This is a genomic window from Microcoleus harperi Pol14_C6 (assembly GCF_036701295.1).
Classification (GTDB): domain Bacteria; phylum Cyanobacteriota; class Cyanobacteriia; order Cyanobacteriales; family Microcoleaceae; genus Microcoleus.
This window is the reverse complement of record NZ_JAUBQN010000023.1, coordinates 62,318-88,473: the sequence shown is the minus strand read 5'-3', so window position 1 is coordinate 88,473 and position 26,156 is coordinate 62,318. Positions and strand designations below refer to the sequence as shown.

Genomic DNA, 26,156 nt, shown 5'->3' with positions numbered 1-26,156 from the left:
TAACTCTCAACAATCCCATCGGCGACACTCGGGATGGGAGTGTCAATTCCCCCAAAATTCCTTCCTTTGGGAGCAAGCATCATCGGGGACAAGCAAGTTATAATTTGTTGCGGAAGCGCACAGAGATTTTTTATGAGTAAACCCCCAGTTCATGCTTTTTTTGTAGGCAGAGCACTTGCCGAAGCACTGTACGAGCAATTAGAAAGCGCAGCAACCAACGCTTTCTCTGAACTCGGCAGATTTGACGCAGAACAAAGAGAACGCCTGCGGCAATTCACGGATCGAGTTGTGGAACGGGCAAATCGAGCTTCGGATGAGGCGATGCAGACCAGGACTGGCACTGCAAGCACCACCACCATTCAAGACATCCATCCTGCAGATTTGCAAGCGACTATTGACGATCTGCGCGCCGAAGTGGCTCTGGTGCGATCGGAATTGCAGCGCTACCGCAGCAGTTTGCCGTAGCGATCGATCCTCCGACCACAACTATTATTTATGACTACGCGAGCGCAAAGCAATGCGCTCCTGCGCTCCTACTTTCAATCAAAGCAACAACATAAAATAAGCAATTTGGGAACCCAAGTGTCTGCTCTCCTTGATGACTCTGTTAATCGCCAGCGCTCCCCCAAGCACACTGGCGAAGCCGATGAGCTAAAAACTGCTAGTAAATCCTACAAAAGTAAAGCTTATCGCTGGAACCGCGAAAAATATTCCCGGAAGCGGCGCTTCTTCGACATTTGGGCTTTTGTCTTGCTCTGGCTGGCTTCCCTCTGGCTAGACAGCAAAAATTGGAGCTACTGGGGAGGCGTTACTGAAGAAAAGAAAGTGGCCCGACGCCGCTTTCAAGCTATCTGGGTTCGAGAAACACTCTTGGATTTGGGGCCAACTTTCATTAAAGTTGGGCAGTTATTTTCCACCCGCGCCGACTTGTTCCCCGCAGAGTTTGTGGAGGAACTTTCTAAGCTGCAAGATAAAGTCCCTGCTTTTAGCTACGAGCAGTTAGAGGTAATTGTTGAGCAAGATTTGGGCAAGACTGTTCAAGAACTCTACCGCAGCTTTGACCCAGTACCCCTAGCCGCTGCAAGTCTGGGTCAGGTACACAAAGCTCAACTGCATTCGGGCCCGGAGGTGGTGGTTAAGGTGCAGCGACCTGGACTGCGTAAGCTGTTCGAGATCGATTTGCAAATTCTTAAGGGAATTGCTCGCTACTTTCAAAACCATCCTAAGTGGGGCCGCGGCCGAGATTGGATGGGGATTTATGAGGAATGCTGTCGCATTCTGTGGCTGGAAATTGACTATCTCCATGAAGGCCGCAATGCTGATACTTTTCGCCGCAATTTTAGCAACTGTGACTGGGTGCGGGTGCCGAGGGTTTATTGGCGGTACGCGGCTCCGCGAGTGCTGACTTTGGAATACCTGCCGGGGATTAAAATCAGCCACTACGAAGCTTTGGAAGCCGCCGGTATCGATCGTAAATTAATCGCTCAGTTGGGCGCAAAAGCTTATTTGCGCCAGTTGCTCAACGATGGCTTTTTCCACGCTGACCCACACCCCGGCAACATCGCTGTTAGTGCTGACGGTTGTCTGATTTTCTACGATTTTGGCATGATGGGGCAAATCCAATCGAACGTCCGCGAAGGACTGATGGAGACGCTCTACGGCATTGCTTCCAAGGATGGACAGCGGATTATGGATTCTCTGATCAATTTGGGAGCTTTGGTCCCTACAGGTGATATGAGTCCGGTGCGCCGCAGCATCCAGTATATGCTGGACAATTTCATGGACAAGCCTTTTGAAAATCAGTCTGTGAGCGCGATTACCGACGACCTTTACGATATTGCCTACAACCAACCTTTTCGCTTCCCAGCTACTTTTACTTTTGTAATGCGAGCTTTTTCCACAATCGAAGGGGTGGGCCGCGGTTTAGATCCCGAGTTCAACTTTATGGAGGTGGCACAACCTTTTGCCATGCAGCTTATGACTAATGGAAATGGCCCTGATGCAGGTAGCAGCATTTTTAACGAAATCGGCCGTCAGGCGGCTCAGGTGAGTTCGAGTGCTTTGGGTTTGCCCCGCCGGATTGAGGAAACGATTGATAAACTCGAACAGGGAGATTTGCGGATTCGCGTCCGTTCTGCAGAAACAGAGCGCTTGCTCCGCCGCATGAGCAGCGCTCAAATGGGCACGAATTATGCTTTGCTGATGAGTGCTTTTACTTTGTCGGCGACAATTTTGTTTGTCAGCAATCAAGTCTGGCCGGCTGTCGCTGTGGCAGTGCTGGCGGCGGGTGCAGGGTTTGCTATGCTGCGTTTGTTCAAGCGGATCGATCGTTTAGACAGGATGTCATAATTGTGCAATTTGCGATTTGAAATTTCAGGTTTGAGATTTCTCGCCAGCCAAAACTTGACATCGAATGTTAAGTTTTGGCTGGCTGACCACAGATTGCTGAAGTTTACAACACTTATGCGCTTTGAGGCTAAAAACCCAGTTTCTGCCTAGATTTCTCGCCAGCAAAACCTCTAATTCTGGGTAGAAATCCAGTTTTTTTTGCAGGTGCTGCTTGATTTACTGGATTTACCAAAATTTTAAGATGGGATTACCATCATACGATCTACAATATGAGGTCAAGGAAGTGCAATTTTTCCAAAACTCGCGATCGCGGGCTGCAGAATTTCAAGTCCGTTCGGGATTTAAGTTTCGGAATAAAAAATCGCACCCCATTAAATCAAGCTTTCAAGTTCGATGAGTCCAATCACCCAATCTATGAAACGCTCTTTCGCAGGTAAGACAGACACAGGGCTAGTTCGTTCCGTAAATCAGGATTCGTACTACATAGACTCTGACGGGCGATTTTTCATAGTGGCCGATGGAATGGGAGGACACGCCGGAGGTCAAGAAGCCAGCCGGATTGCGACTGAGGCGATTCAATCTTATTTGCTCGAACATTGGGAAGGGCCAGAGGATTCTCCGCTGTTGTTGGAAAAGGCTTTTTTAATTGCCAATCAAGCAATTTTGACGGATCAGCTCGACCACCCAGAGCGTGCTGATATGGGAACTACGGCTGTGGTTCTAATGTTTAGGGATGAGGGCCGACCCTGGTGCGCTAATATCGGGGACTCTCGCTTGTACCGACTGCACGGCTCTCGCTTGGAACAGATTACTGAAGACCAGACTTGGGTTGCTCAGGCTGTCAAAAGAAAAGCTCTAACTCCGGATCAGGCTCGCACTCATCCTTGGCGTCACGTTTTGTCCCAGTGTTTGGGCCGCGATGATTTGCGGGAGATAGATATTTTGCCGGTGGACGTGCAGCCTGGGGATCGCTTGCTGCTCTGCAGCGATGGCTTGACTGAAGAACTTTCCGATCCTTTGATTGCTTCGCCTCTGAAGTCGATTCGCGCCTGCGAGGGCGCTGCTAATGCTTTAATTCAAGCAGCTAAGGATAAAGGGGGACGCGATAATATTACTGTGGTGATCGTGACGATCGACCTCAAATAATATTCGATCGCCAGATCGCAACCGACCATCAAAAATCGAAAAATCTAAAATCTAAAATTGAATGACCCGCGTTATCGGTTTGATTAGCGGCACGTCGGTGGATGGCATTGATGCTGCTTTTGTGGATGTGCTCGGTTCCCAAAAAGACTTGAAAGTGCAATTGGTGGCCGGCAAGACTTTCCCTTATCCTGCTAATTTGCGATCGCAAATTCTCTCGGTTTGCAGTGGCTCAGCTTTGTCAATGGCTGAACTAGCAGAATTAGATGATGCCATCGCCCAAGAATTTGCCACGGCGGCATTGACAATTCAAGCAGAATATGATAATGCCGAATTAATCGGCTCTCACGGTCAAACCGTCTACCACCGACCTGCTGGGAAAGCCCAGAAAGACAGCGCCGGTGGGTTAATGGGCTACAGTTTGCAACTCGGGCGGGGCGCGCTAATTGCAGAATTGACAGGCATTACTACTGTGAGTAACTTTCGATCGGCAGACATTGCAGCCGGGGGTCAAGGAGCACCTTTAGTGTCAATAGTTGATGCCTGCTTGCTGGCAGAACCCAACCGCAGCCTCTGCATCCAAAATCTGGGCGGAATTGGCAATGTTACCTATCTCCCGGCAAGAGGAAAAGGTGGAAACAATGACGAGTCTGAGATTTTGTGTCTGGGGGATGGCATATCCGGCTGGGATACAGGCCCGGCGAATTCCCTGTTAGATTTGGCAGTGCAGCACTTCTCAGGTGGCACTAAGACGATCGACGAAGGTGGAGCTTGGGCGGCATCGGGAACTCCCTGTCAAGCTTTAGTCGAGGATTGGCTCGCATCAGAGTTCTTCCGCCAAGCACCGCCGAAATCAACGGGGCGAGAGCTATTTGGTGTAGACTATTTTGACAGGTGTTTGGTCGAGGCCCAAGGTTACAACCTCAGTCCTGCTGACGTGCTGGCTACTCTGACAGAACTGACTGTTGCCTCGATCGTTCACAGTTACCAAACTTTTTTACCGGCTATGCCCGATCGAGTTTTACTATGCGGGGGTGGCAGCCACAATCTCTACTTAAAACGCCGATTGCAATCTCAATTGCATCCAGTGCAAGTGTTGACTACTTCTGAGGCAGGCTTGAATGTAGATTTTAAAGAGGCGATCGCTTTTGCGGTTTTAGCCGCATGGCGGGTTCGGGGTATTCCCGGTAATCTGCCTCAAGTTACTGGTGCCCGGGCACCGGTACTTTTAGGGGAAATTAACTCTTGTTGGCACAGTTGGGCGTGATAGCATAGAGTCTGAGGGACAACGGCTGTGCGTTGTTGCACCAGCATTGTAGCCAGCAGGAAAAGCATAGGAACAGCACTGTGGCTCACACGTTTTTAATGGAATCTGGCCAATGGACGCTCGAAGGAAGTTGGATTGAGCGCAATGGCGTGCCAATTACGGTTAAAGGCAAAACTTTAGTGAGCTGGAACCGAACAGATTGGTTCAGTATGGTGACGAAACTCGTGTTTCCTGGAGGCGATCGCGAAGAGATTATTTTGCAGTACCGAGGACACCTCAACAGCGATGAACGGCAGTATACTTTTGTACTCCAACACAGCGAACTCGGCCGTGTGGAGGGCGAAGGTTGGATTGCTCCCCAGTCGATCGTCCAGCGTTATTGGGTATTGGGAGACGAACGCCAGCGACGAACGGGTTTTGATACCCTTCACCGCGTTGATGATAACCGATACTACCAATCTAGTGGCATCATGTCTGGTCATTACCTGACGAGTACGATGGAAGCGACTCTGGAACGTCAGCCGGAATAACTCTTTCTAGAGTCAACACTTGCGAGTTCTAGGGTTTGATGTGAAAATTAAAGGTTTTGCTAGTCGGGGGTCGCGCTCAGATGTCCGACTAGCGCCATTGCTGTCAAACCTCATCTGCTGCAACTAAAGAAAAATATATTGAATAAGTTAAAAATTTTAATGGGTTAAAAAATTAACACTTATTATTAAGAGTTATTCAATTTTCGAGTCGAGGCGCGATAAATTATCTTTGCGATCTTCTGTGGTATCAAGAAAGAAACTGCTTAGCTCGACTCCCACATTGAGTGAAATCCAAAAAGAAACTGTCAAATTTTCCTCATGTCTGTAAAGAGGCCTTCTACTTTCTGCCTGCGAGTGACGCCCCATCACCCCCAACTCCTTTCCACCTGAGGGAAGAGAGTAAGAGACGGAGGTCGCCGACTGCGACTCTTTGCTACTCAACACCTGGGTTAGGTTCTAAACCCCAGTGGTGTTTCAGAAAATGGCGGTACATGGTTTCCCGCAGCATCATTTGCTCGTAAAGCTTGACCAAAAACTCCTGAGCTTGTTCGCGGCTCATGTCACTTACCTGTGTTTTGAAGGAACACAGGCTAAATTGCTGTTCCAAAGACAATTCTGCTGGTTGGCTCATGACTTTGACTCCTCTGTAAGTAAAGGTGACTTAAAAGTGAACACCTGGATTAACCAGATTTGTAAGTTGTTTCAGCGATCAGCCGTTGGTTTCGGGATACCCGATTGCCCATCTGGCTTTAGTCTATATTACAAAAGGTAACAATTATTTGACAAAGTTACCATATGTCCGAGGAAATAACTTACTTAGAGACAGAGATGGCGAGATGTCTGCAAAAGTTCCTTCTGCAGGCATATACAACTGTATCTACTTGTCAAGAGGAAAAAGGCTCAGTACGAACCAAAAGAATTGAAGCCCTTTATACCAAATCGGGCGGAGCTTCTCTCCGCGAGGGGGAGAGGGGGAAATGAGGAGAGGGGGAGAGGCAGAGATTGGAAGATGAGGAGAGCGGGAGATTGAAAAATGACGAAGATGGGGAGAGTGGAAGATGAGGGAGCGAAAGATAGGGAGAGTCTGAGAATTTCTATTTCTCTGTTCTCCCTTCTTCCTTCTAACTAATTCGAGGGCCGGCCATCCTGGGGTGGAGTGGCCGCTCCGGGTCGGAAATTGGGAGCAGCGGGTGCAGGCGAAACAGGAGGAATGCCCTGATTTGCCCCAAAGTTGCTAGGCTGCTGTGGAGCCGGAAGAGGAGATTGAAACTGATTGGGATTGAACTGCTGTTGCCCCGGAGCGGGGAGAGGAGATTGAAACTGATTGGGATTGAACTGTTGCTGCCCCGGAGCCAGAGGAGACGGCAGGGGTTGACCGGAATTGCCGATCGCAGGTGCTGCAGGAATGCCAGAATTGGGAAGCGAGGAATTTGGCAGCGGGGAAGGAGCCGAACTAGGAAGAGTTGCTAGGGCAACTCGATCGCCCCCGACCTCTCTCAATTTGTCTAAAACCTCGACAACTTTGGCATATCTAGCATTTTGAGGAGCGTACAGCACCATCAACCCCGTAGGATTTTGGGTTTGGAAACTCTTTAAAACTCGATCGAGCTGTTGGTAATTAACAGGCAATTGGTCGATATAAGTTTGCCCGAAATCGTCAATGCTGACAATCAGCATCTCTCGCATTTGCGTTTGTCCCGTCTTCGCTTTAGGCAAATCGACATTAATTGCTTGCTGGCGAGTCAGTTGCAAAGCCGCCAGCAGAAAAAACGTCAGAATGCAAAAGATCACGTCAATTAAAGGCACCAGTTCAATCCGAGCCTCTTCAGCAGGAGTATCTAGATTAATCTTCATCAGTTCTCAGGAGTTTTAATTATTAGAAGGTGAATCTTCAGCCGGATCGGAACCTTTCAATTTCGGCTCCCGATTCCGTTCTCCCGATTCTTGAGAATTGAGAGAACGCCTGTTCAAACCATCTGCACCAAAAGAAGAATTGCTGTATTCTGCACCGGGCGATCGACCCTTAGCATTAGCCGTCGGCCAGTATTGCCTGTAAAGCAATTCCAGTTCATTTCCAGCTTTGCGAAATATTTTTGCCTGGTTGAACAAAAAAGCTTGAAATATCCGATAAAAGGCCAAGGTAAAAATTGCTACTACCATCCCCGTAGCAGTCGTGATCAGCGCCTCGCTAATCCCCAAAGTTACGCCTGTGGTTGCCGCGGTGCCGATGTCGCCCAGACGGATAGAACTGAGCGAATTAATCAAGCCCAGAACTGTTCCCAGCAAGCCCAGCAAAGGAGCTAGAGCGATCGTAGCTTCTAAAATTTTGTCACCGCGACGCATCGAAGCCAACTCTTCATCGGCTGCAGCTTCGAGTGCGAGTCGAAATAAATCTGGTTCGGGATTGTAGAGCCGCAGGGGTGCAGAAAGAAATCGCCCGATTGGCTGTCGGTTAGCTTGTCTGGCAATCTCGTTAGCCGCCCCCCAATCGCTACGAGCCGCTTCCAGAATGCGGTTAACTATCTGCTTTTCTTTGCTCAGGAGGCTTGCCCAAAACCACAAGCGCTCGATAATTGTACTCAAAGATAAAATCGATAACACCAACAGGGGCCACATGGCGGGGCCGCCTTTTTGAAACAGTTCTTGAATATTCACAATATTTTTGCTCCTGCAGTACCCGCTAACTTTTGCTTGTGTTCTACTTTTTTTAACAAATCTAAGGCCATTTAATTTTAGCTATTAATGTACTCAGGACTTACGCACTCGCCACTAAAGAAAGACGGTTTTGCGAAGGGGGCATCGGGGTGCAACGAAGTATTTTCGTCAAGGAAACCCGGTTTCTGGGTAAGTCTTGGTACTGTTGTCTAATGCTTACGGACGATGGGCGGCGACTTCCTCACAATTCCTCTAAGTCTTGACACATATCTTGCAGGGACTGGTGTTGAAGGCGGCGGGAAGAGCGGCGATATTTTTTAGTTTGCAGCTTTGGTTCGTAATGCTGCGTACCATCAGACTTGGTTTGCTGCTTCAAACTCGATTCGGCGCTGCTGGAGTTTTGCAGAGCTTGTTGGCGGACGATCGCCTCTTCGAGAAACTGCAAGTAATACTCATAGCGCTCCCAACCGCCCCGCACGACACAGTTAGGCTCGTCTCGGTGCGAACAGTCGCTAAACTGGCAGCTACCCGAAGCCAGCCTCTGTCGCGCTTCTGGGAAATATTCCGCTAACTCTGAGGGATCGGATTCGAGAGCCGGCTGATTAAAGCCCGGAGTATCGGCCAAAAGTCCGCCGCCGGGGAGTTCAAATAGTTCGACGTGGCGAGTCGTATGGCGCCCGCGGCCGAGTTTGCCGGAAACAGCGTTCACTCGTAGGTTCAGCGCCGGGATCAGTTGGTTGATCAAGCTGGACTTGCCAACACCAGAAGGGCCACAAATTACCGTTATTTTTCCTTGCAGGTGGTCTAGAAGCAAGTTCGGCAACGGGCTATGTACGGGCTTTAACGGCTCTAACGGCTTGAGCGAATTTGGAACTTGGGGGTTGTCCTCATAACTCAGCCTAGATGGCTCTATTTTCTCCACTAAGTCATGGAAACACGGTTCCGATTCAGAAACTTCATTTTGATCATTAGCGGGGGCTTCCTGAACTCCTGCACCGCTGCGGACGCTAATAAACATTGGTTGGTAGCCCCAGCCTGAAAGCCGATCGCGCCACTGTTCCAACTCTTGGGGCGTGACCAAATCGCATTTGTTCAGGCACAAACTAACTTCTAAACCTGTAGATTCAGCCTTGACTAAAAACCGAGTTAATGATGCGGGATCTAAGTCGGGTTCAGCAAGGGCAAAAACAAGGAGAATGCGATCGGCATTAGCTACAGGCGGGCGGTTGAGTTCTGTTTGGCGCGGGAAGACTTCAGAAATTGCACCCCGGCGGTCAGTCCAGTCCGGTTCGTCTACTACCACGCGATCGCCCACCATCACCTGTTGACCAATTTTTTTGAGTCGAGTGCGACGAGTGCACAGGAGAATCGGAGAATCAGCGAGGGGAGCATTTTTCCCATCAATGGAGACTTCGGGATCTAACCTCACTTGGTAGAAGTTAGCCTGAACAGCAATTACAGTACCCACGATCGAGGGCGAATTCAGGCTCATCCCGCTTCCTTGTCTTCTGGGCGCTGCACTTTCATTGAAAAAAAGCCCGACTCCGGCTCATCCGCGACAAATTGCGTTTCCAGAATCTGGTAGCCTTCCATTTTGAGACTATCAGGTACTTGTTCGATCGGCTCCCCAGCATCCAGCCATACCTCCAAAACAGCACCCGGTGCCATTTGCTCCAAGCGCAGTTTAGTGCGGACAAAATTCAGAGGACACGGAGTACCCCGCAGATCTATTTTGGCATCTGGGGATTTGGGATTTTCAATTTTCGATGTTGAATTCATAATGCTTTTTGCAATCTCAAATCCTGAAAGCCTTACTTTTTTAAACAAGTTGCCTGGAAACTGGAGAATCTAAAATTTTCTTTCCAATTGGACACAGACTATTATTCTTTCTGAAAAAAGTGAGCGCAATAGCGCTCACTTTTTTGAGCGCTGCTGAAACGCAATGCCCAGGAACAGGTCCACCTGCCATTTTTGTGAGCAATTGCAGACAATTTTTTGACAGATACTAAAACCAATTGCCGGGGAATCCTGAAACAGGAAAATTTGACACCAATTGGTGTCAAAAATTGCTTATTTCTGAAACAAATTACCCAGAAATCCTTCCAAGCCGCCTTTACCGGTACGATCGCCCTTCAGCTTAGCAAGCTGCATCAGCAATTCCCGTTCTTCAGCCGTCACTTTAGTCGGAATGTCAATAGAGACCGTAATCAAATGATCGCCGCGACTGACCGGGTTTCCTAACCGAGGCACCCCTTTTTTCTCCAAAGTCAGAACAGTATTCGCCTGAGTTCCGCTAGGAATCAACAATTCCGTCGGCCCGTCTACGGTTTCCACTTCCAACCGGCACCCTAAAATTGCTTGCAAATAACTAATCTTAACTTCCGAGCTAACGTTAGTACCCTCGCGCTTAAATAGCGGGTCTTCATTTACGGCCAAAAACACGTAAAGATCCCCGGGCGGCCCGCCCAGTTTGCCGGCATCCCCTTCATTGGAAACGCGCAAACGAGTACCGTTGTCAACCCCAGCCGGAATTGTGATTTTCAGCTTTTTCATCACTTCTTTCTGGCCCCGGCCGCCACAAGTTTCGCACTTATCCTCAATCACTTGCCCGGTGCCGTTGCAAGTGGGGCAAACTGAAACTTGAGTAAAGCTGCCGAAAGGAGTGCGGGTAGCGCGTCGGACTTGACCACTGCCGGTACAAGTCGAGCAAGTTTGGGGTCTGGTTCCCGGTTTTGCGCCAGTCCCGGTGCAAGTTTCGCAGGTTTCTAAATGCTTGATGCGAAGTTCTTTTTCGCCACCAAACACTGCTTCCCGAAAATCCAGCCGCAAATCCAGGCGCAAATCGTCTCCGCGCACCGGCCCGCTGCGCCTGCGACCTTGCTGTTGTTGGCCGACACCTCCCTGAAAACCCTGAAAGAAGCTTTCAAAAATATCGGCAAAGCTGTCACCGAAGTCTTGGAACCCAGGCGCGCCTGCACCGCTGACCCCTGCTTCACCGAAACGGTCGAAACGGGCGCGGGTTTCTGGTTCGGAGAGTACCTCGTAGGCGCGGTTAATTTCTTTAAACCGCTCCTCAGCACCGGATTCTTTGTTGACATCTGGATGGTACTTGCGAGCTAGGCGGCGGTAAGCACGCTTAATTTCTTCTTTGTCTGCGCTGCGAGAAACGCCTAATATTTCATAGTAATCACCGGCCATAGAGCTGCTTGCCTGGAGGTAAATAACAAAAAGTGTACGAAAAAGAAACGGGCGACCTTTCCTGAAATTACAGATTAAAAATCAAAAATTCTCATTGTTAATTTTTAACTTTTAATTTTTAGCTTTTCTGTTTTAAAGGAAAGGATTCATATCATCAACTTCTGGTTCGGGAACCTTCTGTTTTTGTTTTGACTGTGGACTTGACTGTGGATTTGGCTGTCGTTTTGACTGTCGTTCCGGCTTTGGTTCCGACTTTGATTCCGGCTTTGGTTCCGGCTTTGGTTCCGGCTTTGGTTCCGGCTTTGGTTCCGGCGGAGCTTGGGGCGCCACCAGCAGCTCTTCTTTCAGCAAAATGCTGTCATCGTCGGCTTTAACATCTTCTGGTTCTGATTCTACTTCTGACATCATCTCGCTTTCAACAACAGCTCCTGACGGGGCTACCCCGCTGCGGGCTTGGTCGTAGACTGCTGTCCCCAGCGAGTATAGCAGTTGCTTGAAAGATTCGATTGCGGGCGTGAGTTCCTCGATTGTGATGTCGGGGTTAGTCATCGCTGCCCGCAAGGCTGCTGCGGCTGTTTCCGCTTCGGCCTTGAGATCGTCGCTCAGCAGTTGCGCGTTGGTTTTTAAAGTTACACCACAATTATAGACGAGCGAGTCAGCTTGATTTTTGAGTTCGACGAGTAGAGCGCGCTTGATGTCCTCGTCGGCGTAAAGTTCGGCTTCTTGTCGCATCCGCTCGACTTCGGTTTCGCTCAACCCCCCTGTATTGGAAATTTGGATGCTTTGTTCTTTTCCGGTTCCCTTGTCTTCAGCAGCCACTTTGAGAATGCCGTTAGCATCGATTTCAAAGGTAACTTCGATTTGAGGTACGCCGCGGGGGGCTGGGGGAATGCCTTTGAGCAGGAACTTGCCGAGACTTTTATTGTCTTTAACCAATGCCCGCTCGCCTTGGAGGACGTGAATTTCTACCGAGGTTTGCCCGTCGGCCGCCGTGCTGTACATTTGCGATCGACTGGTGGGAATAGTTGTATTGCGCTCGATTACTTTGGTGAACACCCCGCCCAAGGTTTCGAGTCCCAGGGAGAGCGGCGTCACATCAAGCAGCAGCAAGTCTTTGACTTCACCACCCAACACCCCGGCTTGAATTGCCGCGCCTACGGCTACAGCTTCGTCTGGATTGACCGATTTATCGGGAGAAACGCCCCCAAAATACTTGCTAATTGCCTTTTGAACTGCCGGAATCCGGGTTGAGCCTCCCACTAAAATAATTCTGTCTATGTCTTTGGGAGTCAAACTTGCGTCTTTGAGGGCTTGAGTCACCGGATCGATCGTCGCTTGCACCAAATGAGCCACCAGTTTTTCAAACTGAGCTTTGGAGAGTTCCATTTCCAAATGCTTCGGCCCTTTGTCGTCAGAGGAGATGAAGGGCAAATTGATTGAGGTCGATTCCCGGTTGGAGAGTTCGATTTTCGCTTTTTCCGCAGCTTCTCGGAGGCGCTGCAAGGCCATTTTGTCTTGTGAGAGGTCACTGCCTTCTTGAGTCCGGAAAGCTTCTACCAGCCACTGGACTATGCAGTCGTCAAAGTCATCTCCTCCGAGATGGTTGTTGCCGGAGGTGGCGTTGACTTCAAAAATTCCGTCTCCCAGTTGCAGGATCGAAACGTCGAAAGTACCGCCACCCAAGTCAAAGACCAAGATTTTCTGTTCTATATTTTGCTTGTCCAGCCCGTAGGAAAGGGCTGCTGCCGTCGGTTCGTTGACGATCCGCAGGACTTCTAGGCCCGCGATCGTACCGGCGTCTTTGGTAGCTTGCCGTTGGGCGTCTGTGAAGTAGGCTGGCACTGTAATCACGGCTTGGGTAACAGTTTGTCCCAAATAAGCTTCAGCATCTTGCTTGAGCTTTTGGAGTACCATTGCCGAGATTTCTTGGGGAGTGTGAACCTTGTTCCGAATTTGGACGTTAACGGTATCGTCTTTACCTTTTATGCAGGTATAGGGAGTTCGGGCTCGTTCTTCTTCCGTGTCGTCCCACCGCCGTCCGATAAATCGTTTGATACTGTAGACAGTATTTACCGCATTAGTTACAGCTTGTCGCTTGGCTAGTTGACCTACTAAGCGATCGCCTGCCTTGCCGAATCCTACTATACTCGGAGTTGTGCGGCCGCCCTCGGAATTGGCGATCACGACGGGTTTACCGCCCTCTAACACAGCTACGCAACTGTTAGTTGTGCCTAAGTCAATTCCAATAATTTTTCCCATAGCGCCTCATAAAACTTTGTGGGATGTTTGGAAACCTCCAACTATAGGTTGGGGGAGGAAAAACGACTCAGCTTGTTTAAACAAGCATTCCCAGACTAGATTTGTAGGAAATAAACTTGATGTCCTAAAGCAATATCAAAGACTGGTAAAAACATTTTTCAGAATTTTTGGAGAAAGCGCTGACCTGCTTTTAGTCATCTTTAATTAAGAAGTTGGTGAGTCTGCCACCTGGGAGCCCCCGAATTCTATTCGGGGGTCAGTGACTTTGAGGAATGCAGTAGCTTGTATCCCGATTAACCTTCCGAACTATCGGGATTTTCATCTGAGGCTACCACAGATAGCCCAGCCGCTGCAACTTTCACTTTGGCGTGCCGCAAGACGCGATCGCCCAGAATGTAGCCGCGTTCTAGTTCTTGGATAATTGTTCCTTCCTCGTGTTCGTCAGTTGGCTCACTCAGCAGAGCTTCGTGGAGGTTGGGGTCAAACTGTTCGCCTTCGGGGCGCATCGGAGAAACCCCGATTTGCTTGAGGCCGTCTACCATTTGCTTGTAAACGCTTTGGTAGCTTTTGTGAATGTTCATTTCGCCATCGGTTTGCGGCTTGATGTGCGATCGAGCGCGCTCGAAATTGTCAATTACCGGCAACAGGGGTTTGATCGTGAGACACCTTGCCTGTAAATCTAGCTCTTCTTTTTCCTTTTGGGTACGCCTGCGGAAGTTTTCAAAATCTGCTGCTAAGCGGAGATTTTGATTTTTCAGTTCTTCTAGTTGAGCGGATGCGACTTGCAACTGAGTTTTTAAAGCCTCTTTTTCCTCGGTTACCTGCGCCAGTTCCTTCTTCCAAGGCTCCGCCGCGTCTGCTGCAGTCGGACTGTTAGTTGAACTGCCGGTGACGGTAGGCCCAGATGCGTTTGCTGGCGAGCGATCGCCCTGAGCACTTTGATAAGCTCGAGCAAGTTCGAGCTCCCAATCCGCCGATTCGTTCGAGTTTCCTGATGCCGCCGGATTTTCGCTTGCCATTGGCGAACCCTCTGGGGTGGTTTCCCCAGTTGAGTTAGGATCTTGATCTTGCTGTTTTTCCTCGTCAATCATAAAAGCTGCGCGACAGAACCCTATCAATTCTAGCAGATACAGTTAACCCGGTAAATCTAGAGGACTCGAATTGACTGTGTATGGCACAATGTGAAAAGAGGAAAACTCGCCAGCTCTGGAGACATTGCTCAAAGCTTTCCATAAAATATTCAAATGCCTGTTTAGATATTTACGTATAATATGGCAGCAATGGGGGCAACCCAACGTTTGTTGGTTCCTCATTTTTAATTAACGCGATTGCATTTACCACAATTTTTATAAGTATATTTTGCTGTTAAGTCTACTACAATATTTCCCACCTAGGTGGCTTGATGTTTCAAGGTTTACTTAAAACGATACTGACTTAAAGTTATCATCATCGGTCAGGCTGTTTTAGTTGCAAGCTGATGCTGGCATCTATTACCATTTGCTGAGTTTCCCAAGTAGGCAAAAAAAGGAATTTGTATTGAGTGACTAAGTAGTTAGGTGTGTGCTTGTGTCACTCAGCTACTAGGTTGTTAATCTTGATGCGAATTGGGGCTGTGGTTTTTCGGATTCGATACCGCCGAAGTCGCTTGAAGAGTAGAATTTTGGGCAGCAAAATGATAGAGATTAGCTGGTCGGGCAGAGGAGATTATCTGTAGATTAGACTGATATCTAATTTGCTAATTTCCAACATTTCTGCTCCGTTAAGCTTACGTCACAAAGGCTCAGACACCAAAGAAGAATTAAAGTAATATTTAATGATCCCAAACTAGAGTAGCTCAAAATTTGCCCTGGGGACTGATGCCACCGGCGATCGGGCAGTGACCGATCGCAGATAATTAATCAAAATATATTTCACAAGGGCGATCGAGGCTTTCGTAAAAGCTATCATCACAGAACATAGGTCATCTTGAATTTAGTACAGCTAACCGCGCCACCACGGCCGCTGTAATTTGAGCAAACAATTTGGGAAAATAGAATTAGCCTGGGAAGGGGACACGCCCTGCCCCGCTTTTCTCTCCCGGTACGGGAAATCCCCAAGTGATGTGCCCTGAGGCTATAACGAGAGTATCCCGCAAGTTAATCAGGTAAGTAAGCAACTTAGCACTCAACGAACAAGATTTGATTGCAAGCACCGGCAAATCCCTCCAACATCTCGTCAATTTGTGGACGAAGCTTAGAGGGGACTTCGAGCTTACACTTGAGAGATAGGGATTGAGCAAGAAAATGATAGCTGATCCATAAGCAAAGAATACGGGGGTTAAAACCCCGCCTTGGTTTTCCTCTCAGCACTCTTTGTGACTGAGTTTCCCACCTATTGAGTGTTTTTTATGACTAGCACATCCCCGCTTCGCTCCACATCCCTAGTTTCTGTGAGCCAATTTCCTCCGGCTCTCACCAAGATGATTCTGTCGGGTTACGTCAACGGCGAGCAAGTGAAGCAAGCTCAAATTGAAAGCCAGAAGTCGGGCAAGCGTTTGACGGAGGTATTAGAAGCACTTACCGGGCAGCCGTTACCCCCAGAATTGCTGCGACTTTACAAAAAGCAGCAGATGTTTGAACGGAAGATAGTCTACGGGGTTGAAGCATTTGACCCGGAGATGAGCGAAATGTCTAACGAGCAACTCGGAGTTATGCTCGACGCATTGAAGATTTCGATCGACATTTGTCACCAAGGTCGGTTTTTACCCGTAGCGAAGACTGAAACTGAGCCTGCGGCCGTTTTAGTAGCCATGGTAGATCCCGACAACCTCAACGCCATAGAAGATTTGCGGCGGATTTTACAGCCTCACGGCTTGGCTTTGCAGCGACGGGTGATTACGCCAGACGACTATCAGGACATAACTTCTGCCTATCAAGAGGACCAAGTTAAGGTAGCAGCCAAAATGGCAGCAGCCGAAAAGCAGAGAAAGATGGATTTAGGGGAGGGAGATTTTGGCGAACTCTCGCTAGAAGAGGAGAGTTCCGACCAAGAAGACCTAGCTAACACCTTGGACGATGCTGAGGCAGCTCCGGTAATTAAGGCGGTCAATATCATTTTGGCTAAAGCTCTGTCGGAAAAGGTGTCTGACATCCACGTAGAACCTCAAGAAGAGTTCATGCGGATTCGGATGCGGAAAGACGGGGTGCTGCAAGAGTATTTCCGGTTTCCCAAGCAGGTAGTCGCATCGATTACCGCTCGTTTCAAGATTATTGCCAACCTGGATATTGCCGAACGCCGACAAGCTCAAGACGGCCGCATCCGCCGGGTATTTGAGGGACGCACGGTTGATTTCCGGGTGAACAGCTTACCTTCGCGGTACGGCGAAAAAATCGTGCTGCGGATTTTGGACAGTTCCAGCACTCAGTTGGGCTTAGGTTTGTTAATCTCCGATCAGGAAACTCTGGCTTTAGTCCGAGAGAGTGCTAGCCGTCCGTTCGGACTGATTTTGGTGACGGGGCCGACTGGTTCGGGCAAGTCAACTACTCTCTACTCGATTCTGGCGGAACGGAACGATCCGGGGGTTAATATCAGTACGGCGGAAGACCCGATCGAATATGCTTTGCCAGGAATTACCCAATGTCAAGTAATTCGAGAAAAAGACTTGACTTTTTCCAACATTCTGCGGGCATTTTTGCGGCAAGACCCTGATGTGATGCTGGTGGGGGAAACGCGGGACAAGGAAACGGCAAAAACGGCTCTGGAAGCTGCTTTGACGGGACACTTGGTGCTGACGACGCTGCACACGAACGACGCGGCCGGGGCGGTCGCGCGTTTGGCCGAAATGGGCGTAGAACCGTTCATGGTTTCGGCAGCTCTGTTGGGCGTGTTGGCTCAGCGTCTGATGCGGCGCGTTTGCGACAAATGCTGCATTCCTTACCAGCCTACTGCCGCAGAACTCGGCAAGTACGGTCTGTCCGCTTCTCAAGAAATTGATCTAACTGTTTACAAAGCCAACACTGTACCGGTGGAGGAAAGGAAGGAACTGGCAGAACGCGAGCAACTTTGTACCAAGTGCGCCGGCCTAGGCTACAAAGGACGGGTAGGGGTTTACGAGTTCCTGAAAAATACTGAGCGGCTTCAAACTCTGATCACTCAAGGAGCTCCCACAGAGCAAATTAAGGAAGCAGCAGTAGAAGAAGGGATGAAAACGTTGTTGGCTTACAGCTTGCAGTTAGTTCGAGAAGGCGCGACTACTTTTGAAGAAGTCGAGCGGGTGACGTTTACTGACTCGGGCCTGGAGGCTGAACTGAAAGCCAAACGCAAGCAGGGACTTACCTGCAAAAGTTGTCGGGCGGAATTGAAGCCGGAGATGCTGGATTGTCCGTACTGCTTGACGCCACGCTTTGTGGATTGATTCAGCAGTTAACTGTTGACTGTTAACTGAGCTAGATTGGTCAATAACTATCAATTTGATCGAGGAGAGGTATCTATGGGTCTGATGATTGAAGACGTACTGGAGTCCCTGGTAGAGCAAGGGGGTTCGGACATACACATCCAAGCGGGCGCGCCTATATTCTTCCGAGTCAGCGGTAAACTAACTCCTCAGACGCAATACGGCGACATTCTGTCTGCTGAGGAAGTGCAGATCCTAATTTTCCAAATGCTCAACAATATGCAGCGCAAGCAGTTGGAAATGGAGTGGGAACTTGACTGCGCTTACGGCGTTCGGGGATTGGCTCGGTTTCGCGTCAATGTCTACCGGGAGCGGGGTGCTTGGGCTGCTTGTATGCGGGCTCTGGCTTCTAAGATCCCTAACGCAGATGCTTTAGGCGTGCCACAAATTTTGCGGGATCTGACGGAAAGACCCAGGGGTATGCTGTTGGTGACGGGACAAACTGGTTCCGGGAAAACTACTACGATGGCGGCGTTGTTGGATTTGGTCAACCGGACGCGGGCGGAACATATTCTAACAGTTGAAGATCCGATCGAATATGTGTTTCCTAATATCAAGAGTTTGTTTCACCAGCGCCAAAAGGGCGAAGATACTAAGAGCTTTGCTAATGCGCTGAAAGCTGCTTTGCGCGAAGATCCTGATGTAATTCTGGTGGGGGAAATGCGGGACTTGGAAACGATCGGTCTGGCAATTTCGGCGGCAGAAACGGGTCACATGGTGATGGGAACGCTGCACACTAATTCGGCGGCTGCAACGATCGATCGGATTTTGGACGTGTTCCCGCCCATTCAACAACCCCAGGTTCGCGCCCAGGTGTCTAACTCTTTGGTGGGAATTTGCAGCCAAAATTTGGTAATAAAAGTTGGTGGCGGCCGCTGCTGTGCTATGGAAATCATGGTGAATACTCCAGCTATGGCTAACTTGATCCGGGAGGGCAAAACTCCAATGATTTACTCCCAAATCCAAATGGGCGCGAAATTGGGCATGAGGACGATGGAAATGGCCCTCGCTGAACTTTACAAGAGCGGTAAAGTCACTTGGGAATCGGCAATGGCCAAGGCTTCTAAGGCTGACGAACTCGAACGCTTGATCGGCCCGGCACCTGTTGGAGCCAAGGTAGGAGCTCATTAATTCAGTCGGCAGTCATTAGTCAGGAGTCTGCCGACTGAATTAATGACTGATGACTGATGAGTCATAACTTTTAATAAATTTTCAGAGGTGAGCTGTGGCTACCAACGTTATCCGCGAAAAACCGAAAGGTGGCTTTGATTTCAGTAAGATTCAGGAGCAAATTGAATATAACCTTACCAGCCTTACTGTTAAGGATATGGCTATTTTTGCTCGTCAGTTTGCGGCTATGTTTAATGCAGGGGTGGCGATCGTTAGATGCCTTTCCGTGCTCCACGAGCAGTGTTCTAATGCTAAGCTGAAGCGAGCGCTCAGGAGCATGAATGCGGACGTGCAGGAAGGGATAAACTTGGCAGAGGCGATGGCTAAGTTTCCTGATGTTTTTGACCAACTGTTTATCAGTATGGTGGCGGCGGGAGAAGTCGGGGGGGTACTCGATGAAACCCTAGACCGTCTGGCCGTGATGATGGAAAAAAATCACAAGACGGAATCGGAAATTAATTCGGCAATGTCTTATCCGAAGACTGTGTTCTTTATTGCGATCGTGATTTTTTTCGCAATGACCATATTCTTGCTGCCAACTTTCGCTAAGATTTTTAAGGATATTGGTGCAGATTTGCCAACTTTTACGCTGATCATGTTGGGAATTAGTGCATTTTGTACCGCTTGGCCTCCGATCCAACAGGTGACAGTTATTGGGGTGATTATAGCGCTCAAAATTGCCTTTGATATGTACTATAAAACTCCAATGGGTCACTTACAAATTGATAGAATTGCGATGAAGTTGCCGATTTTTGGAGATTTGATCGAAAAATCTGCTGTGGCTCGGTTTTGCGTGATATTTGGGTCGCTGACGCGATCGGGCGTGCCGATTCTCAATTCTTTGGAAATTGTGCGAGATGTGGCGGGGAATCAGGCGATATCGAATGCGATCGAATATGCCAGGCAGGAAATTCAAAGCGGTGGCATGATCAGTATTGCTTTGCAAGAACAAGCTGTTTTTCCGTCTTTGGCCATCCAAATGATGGCAATTGGCGAGGAGACAGGGGAACTTGACAAGATGTTGATGAAAGTTGGCGCTTTCTACGAAACCGAAGTTGAAGAAGCAGTAAAAGGACTGACAAGTATGCTAGAACCTTTGATGATTGTGGTCGTCGGTGGTATCGTAGGTTCGATTTTGCTATCGATGTATCTGCCGATGTTCGCAGTGTTCCAAAAGCTGTAAAAAAGGGGTTATTAGTTATTAGTTATTAGTTAGTAGCAATTAACGCCTGACCAATGACTATTCCAATCGTTCCCAGGCTCTGACTGGGAATGCCTTTGGAGGAGGCACATCCTCGATTAAAAGGATAAAACAATTGGGAGGCTCTGCCTCCCAATCTTCATTACCAGGGTCTTCCCATTGGTGAAAACTTACGAAAATGTCACAAAAGTTAAGTAGGATAGGCAGACAGATTTAATTGCTGCCTAATCCTGGCTTTACGCTCCAGGGTAAACCCCTATTAATTTGAACCCAAAATATGCTACAGTTAAATCCGAATAAATTTCCATCTAGTTATTGTAGTTTATGGGTGCTATCAATGGCAAAAAGTTTTACTTAAACTTTAAATCACCCACCAAAACCAACAGATTCCTTGCCTTCGGTGAATATCTTAAATGCCAGTTTTTAATAAAATTTTGCCAATTTGAACGACCCCAGAAAAGAAAGAATAAAAAAATCCTCAGAGATATTACAGGGTAATAATATCTTAATTAAGGTATAATGGTGAGGTAAATTTTTTAAACATTTGACAGTATCATTCAAGCGCAGCTCGTAAACTAAGGAATGAAAATTGAGTGTGATGCTGATAGCCACCTAAGCATGATCGCTGCGGTTCCACTTAGTTGATGTATCTCCATCACGTACTCTTGCCTAGGGCGCGTTTTTAAACTATAACCACAACAGAATGCAGGCGATAGTAATCATGGCTGTATAATTGGCAGCCAGCTTATCATATCGAATAGCGATCGGACTCCTTTGGTTGAGTAGGTTGATAGCACGTTCAACAATGTTCCGTTGCCGGTAGATTTCACGGCCGCCTTTTTCCAGCTGCCTGAGTGAGGAATACCTGCCGGGAGTCCATTCCCAGTTTAACTGCTTGTTGGTCGCCGAGCGCGTCTCCACCGCAGCCCTGCCTCTGGCGGGTGCATTTTCTGTCATTTGTCAAGTACAATTTATTCCAAATTAGATGCGATTACCCTGACTAATAACCAATAAATATGGTTCACTTTAACGTTGGTTTCCAACACTTTAACTCCTTCGCTGATATTACGCTATCCCTGGCGAAAACTTTAGACCAAATTGGAATTCCTATTTCTGTGGAACCTTCAACAATTGCTTCTCAGATCAGCGACAATTCCACAACAGAAGAAAACCACCGGCTAGAAAAGTGGATGAACACGGCACCATCAGACTTATTTCAGATAAAATGGTCTCATTACTGGAAACCTTATTTTTTAAAAGAACTCAAGGGACATCTCAATTTAGAATTTTTTGCTATCAATTACGAATTCGCCAACAACACTGATGATTATGATTACTGGATTTACGATGCTGTCAATAACTTATCCCACAAACTAGCCGTCAGCCAATACTCTAAAAACGTTTTAATAAAAGCTGGATGTCCGGCAGCCAACGTATCAGTCATGCCTCTAGGTTTCAATCCTTTAATCTCGCAACTCTATTTTCCCAGACCGCAAAAAAACCAGGAAGATATAAAGTATATTCTGCACATGACCAATTCTTTTGATTTATATAGATTTGGCACGGATCTGGCCATTCAAGCTTTTTGGGAAGAATTTAGAGATGATTTTAACGTAGAGTTAATAATCAAAGATGGTGGCAAACATCCAGATGTTATAGTGGAGCATCTCGTAAATATCGAAAAACAATTCGGCAAGTTCAAGTCAAGAATTCGGATAATGCCTAAATTTTGTAATAAAGCAGAACTAGCTGATTTATACTTGTCAGCCGATGCTTTTTTAGCTCCCTTTCGCGGCGAGGGTTTTGCAATTAAAATTTTGGATGCCTTTGCAGCAGGTTTGCCCGTCGCTATGACTATGTACGGTGGGCCGACCGAGTACGCCAATGCTGATAACTGCTATCCCATTGCTTACGATCTAATTCCCGTCGGAAAGTGTTACGATACTCAGTATCTAAAAATCAGAAATGATCCTCATTGGGCCCAACCCAATGTTCAGTCTGTTCGCCAACAGTTGCGAAACATTGTGGAAGATCCGATGCGTTTTCAGGTAGCTCACAAAGCTAAAGAGACGGCGGATTTATTTAATTGGGAAGCTGCTGCTCAAAAATTGTTAAGATTAATGCGAAAGTTGTTTTAGGAGCAGAAATTATGGGACTCGAACGCAAAATGTTTAGGGGAATGTTTTCGCCCGGGGAGGTTGTACGATTAAAACAGCCTTGTTTTACTCCCGGGCGATTGTTTGAGCCAGGAAAATATAAAGCTGATGAGTTGCCGGATATCGCTTTTGATATGGGTTTGGTAGACCATTTGCCACCAGTCAAAGGCAACTGTTCAGAAAATCTCAATGTTCAGAACCCACCAGCTCAAAACCTTGAGGAATAAACTCCCGTTTGTAGTAAGGACTTCAGTCCCGAAAAATCTCTTTTGTAGTAAGGACTTTAGTGCTGAAAATTAAAATAAATAATCAAAGACTCCAGTCCTGACTGCAAAAAAGATAAAGCCAATTTAACCATTTTCTTTTATCTGGGCAATTAACTCTTTCAAAACTTGACTAGCTTTGTCGTTCTCAATCTGACAAGTTCCGGCATTTTGGTGCCCACCGCCGCCATATCTTAGCATTAACTCCCCAATATTAGTTTGAGAAGTTTTGTTAAAGATTGACTTGCCAACTGCGAGAACAGTATTTTGTTGTTTCAGTCCCCAAAGTACGTGAATCGATATATTGCACTGAGGGAACAAAGCATAAATTACAAAACGATTTCCCGCATAAATCACCTCTTCGTTACGCAAATCCAAAACAACTAAATTATTATAAACTTTGGCGCATCGCTGTATTTGCTCTTTAAATTTTTCTTCTTGCTCGAAGTAGAGATCTACTCTTTCTTTTACATCAGGAAGCTGCAAAATTTCATCGATGGTATGATTTTTGCAGTAATCGATTAACTGCATCATTAATTGATAGTTGGAGACGGTAAATTCTTTAAACCTTCCTAAGCCTGTTCGGGCGTCCATTATGAAGTTTAACAATACCCATTCTTGCGGATGCAGAACCTCTTCTTGGAAAAATTGAGCGGAATCTGATTTGTCAACTGCTGCCATCATCGCCTCAGAAATATCAGGAAACTTTGCTTGGCCTCCATAATATTTGTACAGTACCCTAGCTGCTGAAGCTGCATAGGGATCGATGATGTGGTTGATTTTGATTTTCTCGTGTCTGAGAGTTTCGCTGAAGTGGTGATCGAAAGCTAGATGAACTCCCTCAACATAGGGTAAATTGGTGCTAATATCGTTATTTGTTATTTCGATTTTCCCATCCTGCATATCTTTAGGATGCACGAATTTAATCTCGTCGATCATATCGAGTTCTTTGAGCAAAACGGCACAGACAAGACCGTCAAAATCGCTGCGGGTGACTAATCTGTATTTTTTAGTGAGTGGCATATGCTTATGTGATGCGGAGGAACTGATCACCAGCTAATATAACGTATTACCCGATCGCTTTCCAATATGAACGCAGACCCTTACGCTTGGATAGAGAAGGCCCTGGACACAGTTCGCCGTGCCGATTGGTATCGATCGCCCCAATCGCTCGAAAGTTCCCCCGGACCTGTGGTAAAATTAGCAGGCCGTCGGCTCATTAACTTTGCCAGCAACGATTATCTCGGACTTGCCGGCGATGACAGGTTAATTCAAGCAGCTATAGCTGCAACTAATGAATTTGGTACGGGTGCGACGGGTTCGAGGTTGGTCAGCGGACACCGCGATTTGCACAGACAGCTAGAACAAGCTATTGCTAATTTAAAACAAACTGAAGATGCTTTAGTATTCAGTTCGGGATATTTGGCGAATCTAGGGGCGATCGCATCCGTTGTCGGCAAGCGTGATTTGATATTATCTGACAAGTACAACCATTCGAGCCTGAAAAATGGAGCTGCACTCAGTAGTGCAACTGCCCTAGAGTACAGTCACTGCAATCTTGAGGATTTAAAAGCAAAGCTAGAGCAAAATCGCGCCAGGTACCGCAAGTGTTTAATTATTACCGATAGCGTCTTTAGCATGGATGGTGACTTGTGTCCGCTACCGCAGTTGTTGGCTGTGGCCGAAACCTTTAACTGCATGGTATTAGTAGATGAAGCTCACGCTACAGGAGTTTTCGGTGCTACTAGCGGTGCCGGTTGTGTAGAACATTTCGGGTGTACGGGAACACCCCTGATTCAAGTGGGAACACTCAGCAAAGCTTTGGGAAGTTTAGGTGGTTACGTTGCGGGCTCTGCTGCTTTAATTGATTTTCTGCGTAATCGAGCGGCGACTTGGATTTATACTACAGCATTGACGCCTGCTGATGCCGCGGCTGCTTTGGAAGCGGTGAGGATTGTACAGCAGGAACCCGAACGCCGAGTTCGGTTGCGGCAAAATATCGAAACTTTCAAATATTGCGCGATTACCAATCACCAATTACCAATTAGTAATTCCCTCTCCCCAATTTTCAGTCTTCCGTTAAAAGATGCAGCGGCAGCTTTAACAGTCGGCAGCAAACTCAAGGAGATAGGTATTTTTGCTCCAGCGATTCGGCCTCCGACTGTAAGTGTCAGTCGAATTCGGATTTCGCTGATGGCAACTCACGAGCTGGCACACCTTCAGCAGTTGGTAGAGGGGCTGAAGCAAGTTGTGAGTTTTGAGTAAATGTTGAGTACGTCATAAGTACCTTACCCTTTGAGTAAATGTTGGGAGATGGGGAGAAGTTCTACTTCTGCCTTTTGCCTTCTGCCTTCTGCTGCTCTAGCGTTCTGCCTTTTTTTATTGTCAAGATATCGCTATTGACTTATGACCAATCTTATACAGGAGTTTGGTCGATCGGTCAACAACTGTAAATTTTTTGTAAATTTAGATACTTTTTGGAATTTAGCGCTATATTAGAGAAGTAGCAGGTACACCAAATTTAATATAAGGAACGTCCACCATGAACACAAATCGTCAAAACGTAAAAAAAGTAGCAGAAACCCACCGCGCTAACATTCACAAGCAACTGATGCACCGCATAGAAGTAGCGAGATCCAGTGGCAATCAAGATTTGGTTCGGGTGCTTGAAGAGGAAATGAGACAGCTTTAAAGAAGCTGCAACTAGATAGAATTTGCCCGTAGTTTGGTTTAGAGGGTTGTGCGAGAAATGCAGAATTCCGGCAACCGCTACCTGTTAAGTTTTGACTCCTCTCTTAGTTGGTAGGAAAAACCCCGGTTTCTTAAAGAAACCGGGGTTTTTTATTGAGAAGGAAGAAGGAAGAGGGAACACTCCTGCACGCACAAACTCTATCTGTAGAGTGCGCCTCAGCCCACAGAGTCTGTACCAATAGCGGATTGAAGCATTCATTTTTTGCCTAAGTTCTGAAGTCAGAACGAAGAAGCAAGAGGGAAGAACAAGACTTACGCTGCATTGCTTATATTTTGACAGTATCTGTAGTAATAAGGTGCGCCGAGGCCACCCTACTAATAACTACAGGACTAAAGCACCTGACAAATGGATCGGGCTTGCTCACGCCCGATCCCATCACCTTAACCAGTCCGGATCAGTGACAAGTTGACAGTCGCGACTAACGACCAAACTCAATAATAAGCGCACGAATAACCTACACTCATGTGTGTGCTATTGGCTGGAAAATTGAGCAATCTTCTAAGGAACTCCAGCAATTAACCGGGAGAGAATCTTGCCACTCCGGTCAAGCTAGAATTAACACAAATCATATTGCTTGTCATGAATTTGTGTGGCTTAGGCGATCAAAAGTTTAGCCGATAAAAATGGTAAAACAATAGATAAAATTAAACACGGCCTGCTATTAAGTCATTTAATTGAGTAACTAAAACTTCTTGTTCGATGTTTATTGTATAATTTTTTGGTGCTGGTACACCGAGCTGTGACAGTTGGGTAAGTCCTGGTAATATTGAAGATCAATTGA

At 47.4% G+C, this 26,156-nt stretch carries 22 protein-coding genes; 12 read left to right on the top strand and 10 right to left on the bottom strand.

What is annotated here, in order from left to right; genetic code table 11:
• Nucleotides 1–132: 132 nt before the first annotated feature.
• The 5 genes from QUA27_RS16725 (at nt 133) to QUA27_RS16705 (ending at nt 5,289) form a co-directional block, all read left to right on the top strand.
• Entirely contained in the window at nt 133–465 is a 333-nt protein-coding gene (locus tag QUA27_RS16725; RefSeq protein ID WP_333069172.1) for a DUF6825 family protein, read from the top strand.
• A gap of 117 nt (nt 466–582) precedes the next feature.
• Nucleotides 583–2,349 carry an ABC1 kinase family protein gene (locus QUA27_RS16720; protein ID WP_333069170.1) on the top strand — a complete coding sequence of 589 codons (1,767 nt, stop codon included), beginning with the start codon at nt 583–585 and terminating at the stop codon, nt 2,347–2,349.
• Nucleotides 2,350–2,763: 414 nt separating this feature from the next.
• Nucleotides 2,764–3,495 carry a PP2C family protein-serine/threonine phosphatase gene (locus tag QUA27_RS16715; protein ID WP_190274384.1) on the top strand — a complete coding sequence of 244 codons (732 nt, stop codon included), beginning with the start codon at nt 2,764–2,766 and terminating at the stop codon, nt 3,493–3,495.
• Nucleotides 3,496–3,556: 61 nt separating this feature from the next.
• On the top strand, nt 3,557–4,759 hold the full coding sequence (locus tag QUA27_RS16710) for an anhydro-N-acetylmuramic acid kinase (protein ID WP_333069168.1): 1,203 nt from the start codon (nt 3,557–3,559) through the stop codon (nt 4,757–4,759).
• A gap of 80 nt (nt 4,760–4,839) precedes the next feature.
• Nucleotides 4,840–5,289, top strand: a complete 450-nt coding sequence (locus tag QUA27_RS16705; RefSeq protein ID WP_015176194.1) for a hypothetical protein — start codon at nt 4,840–4,842, stop codon at nt 5,287–5,289.
• A gap of 433 nt (nt 5,290–5,722) precedes the next feature.
• On the opposite strand, the gene QUA27_RS16700 is transcribed toward QUA27_RS16705, so the two are convergent.
• From QUA27_RS16700 to grpE, 8 genes are all read right to left on the bottom strand, one after another.
• Nucleotides 5,723–5,920, bottom strand: coding sequence for an NblA/ycf18 family protein (locus QUA27_RS16700; protein ID WP_006635253.1), 198 nt, complete (start codon nt 5,918–5,920; stop codon nt 5,723–5,725).
• A 494-nt stretch (nt 5,921–6,414) separates the two neighbouring features.
• Nucleotides 6,415–7,143 (bottom strand): ExbD/TolR family protein, encoded by a 729-nt coding sequence (locus QUA27_RS16695; RefSeq protein ID WP_333069167.1) that lies wholly within the window; start codon nt 7,141–7,143, stop codon nt 6,415–6,417.
• A gap of 15 nt (nt 7,144–7,158) precedes the next feature.
• A complete protein-coding gene (locus QUA27_RS16690) occupies nt 7,159–7,944 on the bottom strand; it encodes a MotA/TolQ/ExbB proton channel family protein (RefSeq protein ID WP_333069166.1) in 786 nt (261 codons plus the stop codon).
• Between the two features lie 241 nt (nt 7,945–8,185).
• Entirely contained in the window at nt 8,186–9,436 is a 1,251-nt protein-coding gene (rsgA, locus tag QUA27_RS16685) for a ribosome small subunit-dependent GTPase A (RefSeq protein WP_333069165.1), read from the bottom strand.
• Complete coding sequence (locus QUA27_RS16680) at nt 9,433–9,723, bottom strand: sulfurtransferase TusA family protein (RefSeq protein WP_333042225.1); 291 nt, start codon at nt 9,721–9,723, stop codon at nt 9,433–9,435. Before QUA27_RS16680 ends, rsgA begins: the two co-directional genes overlap by 4 nt.
• A gap of 291 nt (nt 9,724–10,014) precedes the next feature.
• A complete protein-coding gene (gene dnaJ, locus QUA27_RS16675; RefSeq protein ID WP_333069164.1) occupies nt 10,015–11,142 on the bottom strand; it encodes a molecular chaperone DnaJ in 1,128 nt (375 codons plus the stop codon).
• A gap of 132 nt (nt 11,143–11,274) precedes the next feature.
• Nucleotides 11,275–13,401: a molecular chaperone DnaK gene (gene dnaK / locus QUA27_RS16670; protein WP_333069163.1), complete on the bottom strand. Its 2,127-nt coding sequence runs from the start codon at nt 13,399–13,401 to the stop codon at nt 11,275–11,277.
• Nucleotides 13,402–13,694: 293 nt separating this feature from the next.
• Nucleotides 13,695–14,492 (bottom strand): nucleotide exchange factor GrpE, encoded by a 798-nt coding sequence (gene grpE / locus QUA27_RS16665; protein ID WP_333069162.1) that lies wholly within the window; start codon nt 14,490–14,492, stop codon nt 13,695–13,697.
• 1,295 nt (nt 14,493–15,787) lie between these two features.
• Here grpE and QUA27_RS16660 point away from each other — a divergent pair.
• From QUA27_RS16660 to QUA27_RS16650, 3 genes are all read left to right on the top strand, one after another.
• Nucleotides 15,788–17,794: a GspE/PulE family protein gene (locus QUA27_RS16660; RefSeq protein WP_333069161.1), complete on the top strand. Its 2,007-nt coding sequence runs from the start codon at nt 15,788–15,790 to the stop codon at nt 17,792–17,794.
• A 75-nt stretch (nt 17,795–17,869) separates the two neighbouring features.
• The gene (locus tag QUA27_RS16655; RefSeq protein ID WP_190660384.1) at nt 17,870–18,964 is read left to right on the top strand and encodes a type IV pilus twitching motility protein PilT; all 1,095 of its coding nucleotides are present in this window, start codon (nt 17,870–17,872) and stop codon (nt 18,962–18,964) included.
• A gap of 94 nt (nt 18,965–19,058) precedes the next feature.
• Nucleotides 19,059–20,186: a type II secretion system F family protein gene (locus QUA27_RS16650; protein ID WP_333069160.1), complete on the top strand. Its 1,128-nt coding sequence runs from the start codon at nt 19,059–19,061 to the stop codon at nt 20,184–20,186.
• A gap of 705 nt (nt 20,187–20,891) precedes the next feature.
• Here QUA27_RS16650 and QUA27_RS16645 read toward each other — a convergent pair.
• Nucleotides 20,892–21,161 (bottom strand): hypothetical protein, encoded by a 270-nt coding sequence (locus tag QUA27_RS16645; protein WP_333069159.1) that lies wholly within the window; start codon nt 21,159–21,161, stop codon nt 20,892–20,894.
• Nucleotides 21,162–21,220: 59 nt separating this feature from the next.
• On the opposite strand from QUA27_RS16645, the gene QUA27_RS16640 reads away from it, so the two are divergent.
• Together QUA27_RS16640 and QUA27_RS16635 are read left to right on the top strand one after the other, a co-directional pair.
• Nucleotides 21,221–22,342 carry a glycosyltransferase family 4 protein gene (locus QUA27_RS16640; RefSeq protein WP_333069158.1) on the top strand — a complete coding sequence of 374 codons (1,122 nt, stop codon included), beginning with the start codon at nt 21,221–21,223 and terminating at the stop codon, nt 22,340–22,342.
• Nucleotides 22,343–22,353: 11 nt separating this feature from the next.
• Nucleotides 22,354–22,587, top strand: a complete 234-nt coding sequence (locus QUA27_RS16635; RefSeq protein WP_333069157.1) for a hypothetical protein — start codon at nt 22,354–22,356, stop codon at nt 22,585–22,587.
• Nucleotides 22,588–22,710: 123 nt separating this feature from the next.
• Here QUA27_RS16635 and QUA27_RS16630 read toward each other — a convergent pair whose 3' ends face one another.
• On the bottom strand, nt 22,711–23,646 hold the full coding sequence (locus tag QUA27_RS16630; protein ID WP_333069156.1) for an exopolyphosphatase: 936 nt from the start codon (nt 23,644–23,646) through the stop codon (nt 22,711–22,713).
• A gap of 66 nt (nt 23,647–23,712) precedes the next feature.
• Here QUA27_RS16630 and bioF point away from each other — a divergent pair, with 66 nt between their 5' ends.
• Nucleotides 23,713–24,888 carry an 8-amino-7-oxononanoate synthase gene (bioF, locus tag QUA27_RS16625; RefSeq protein WP_333069155.1) on the top strand — a complete coding sequence of 392 codons (1,176 nt, stop codon included), beginning with the start codon at nt 23,713–23,715 and terminating at the stop codon, nt 24,886–24,888.
• 277 nt (nt 24,889–25,165) lie between these two features.
• Nucleotides 25,166–25,315 carry an arginine synthesis PII-interacting regulator PirA gene (gene pirA, locus QUA27_RS16620; RefSeq protein ID WP_172185012.1) on the top strand — a complete coding sequence of 50 codons (150 nt, stop codon included), beginning with the start codon at nt 25,166–25,168 and terminating at the stop codon, nt 25,313–25,315.
• Nucleotides 25,316–26,156: the final 841 nt, after the last annotated feature.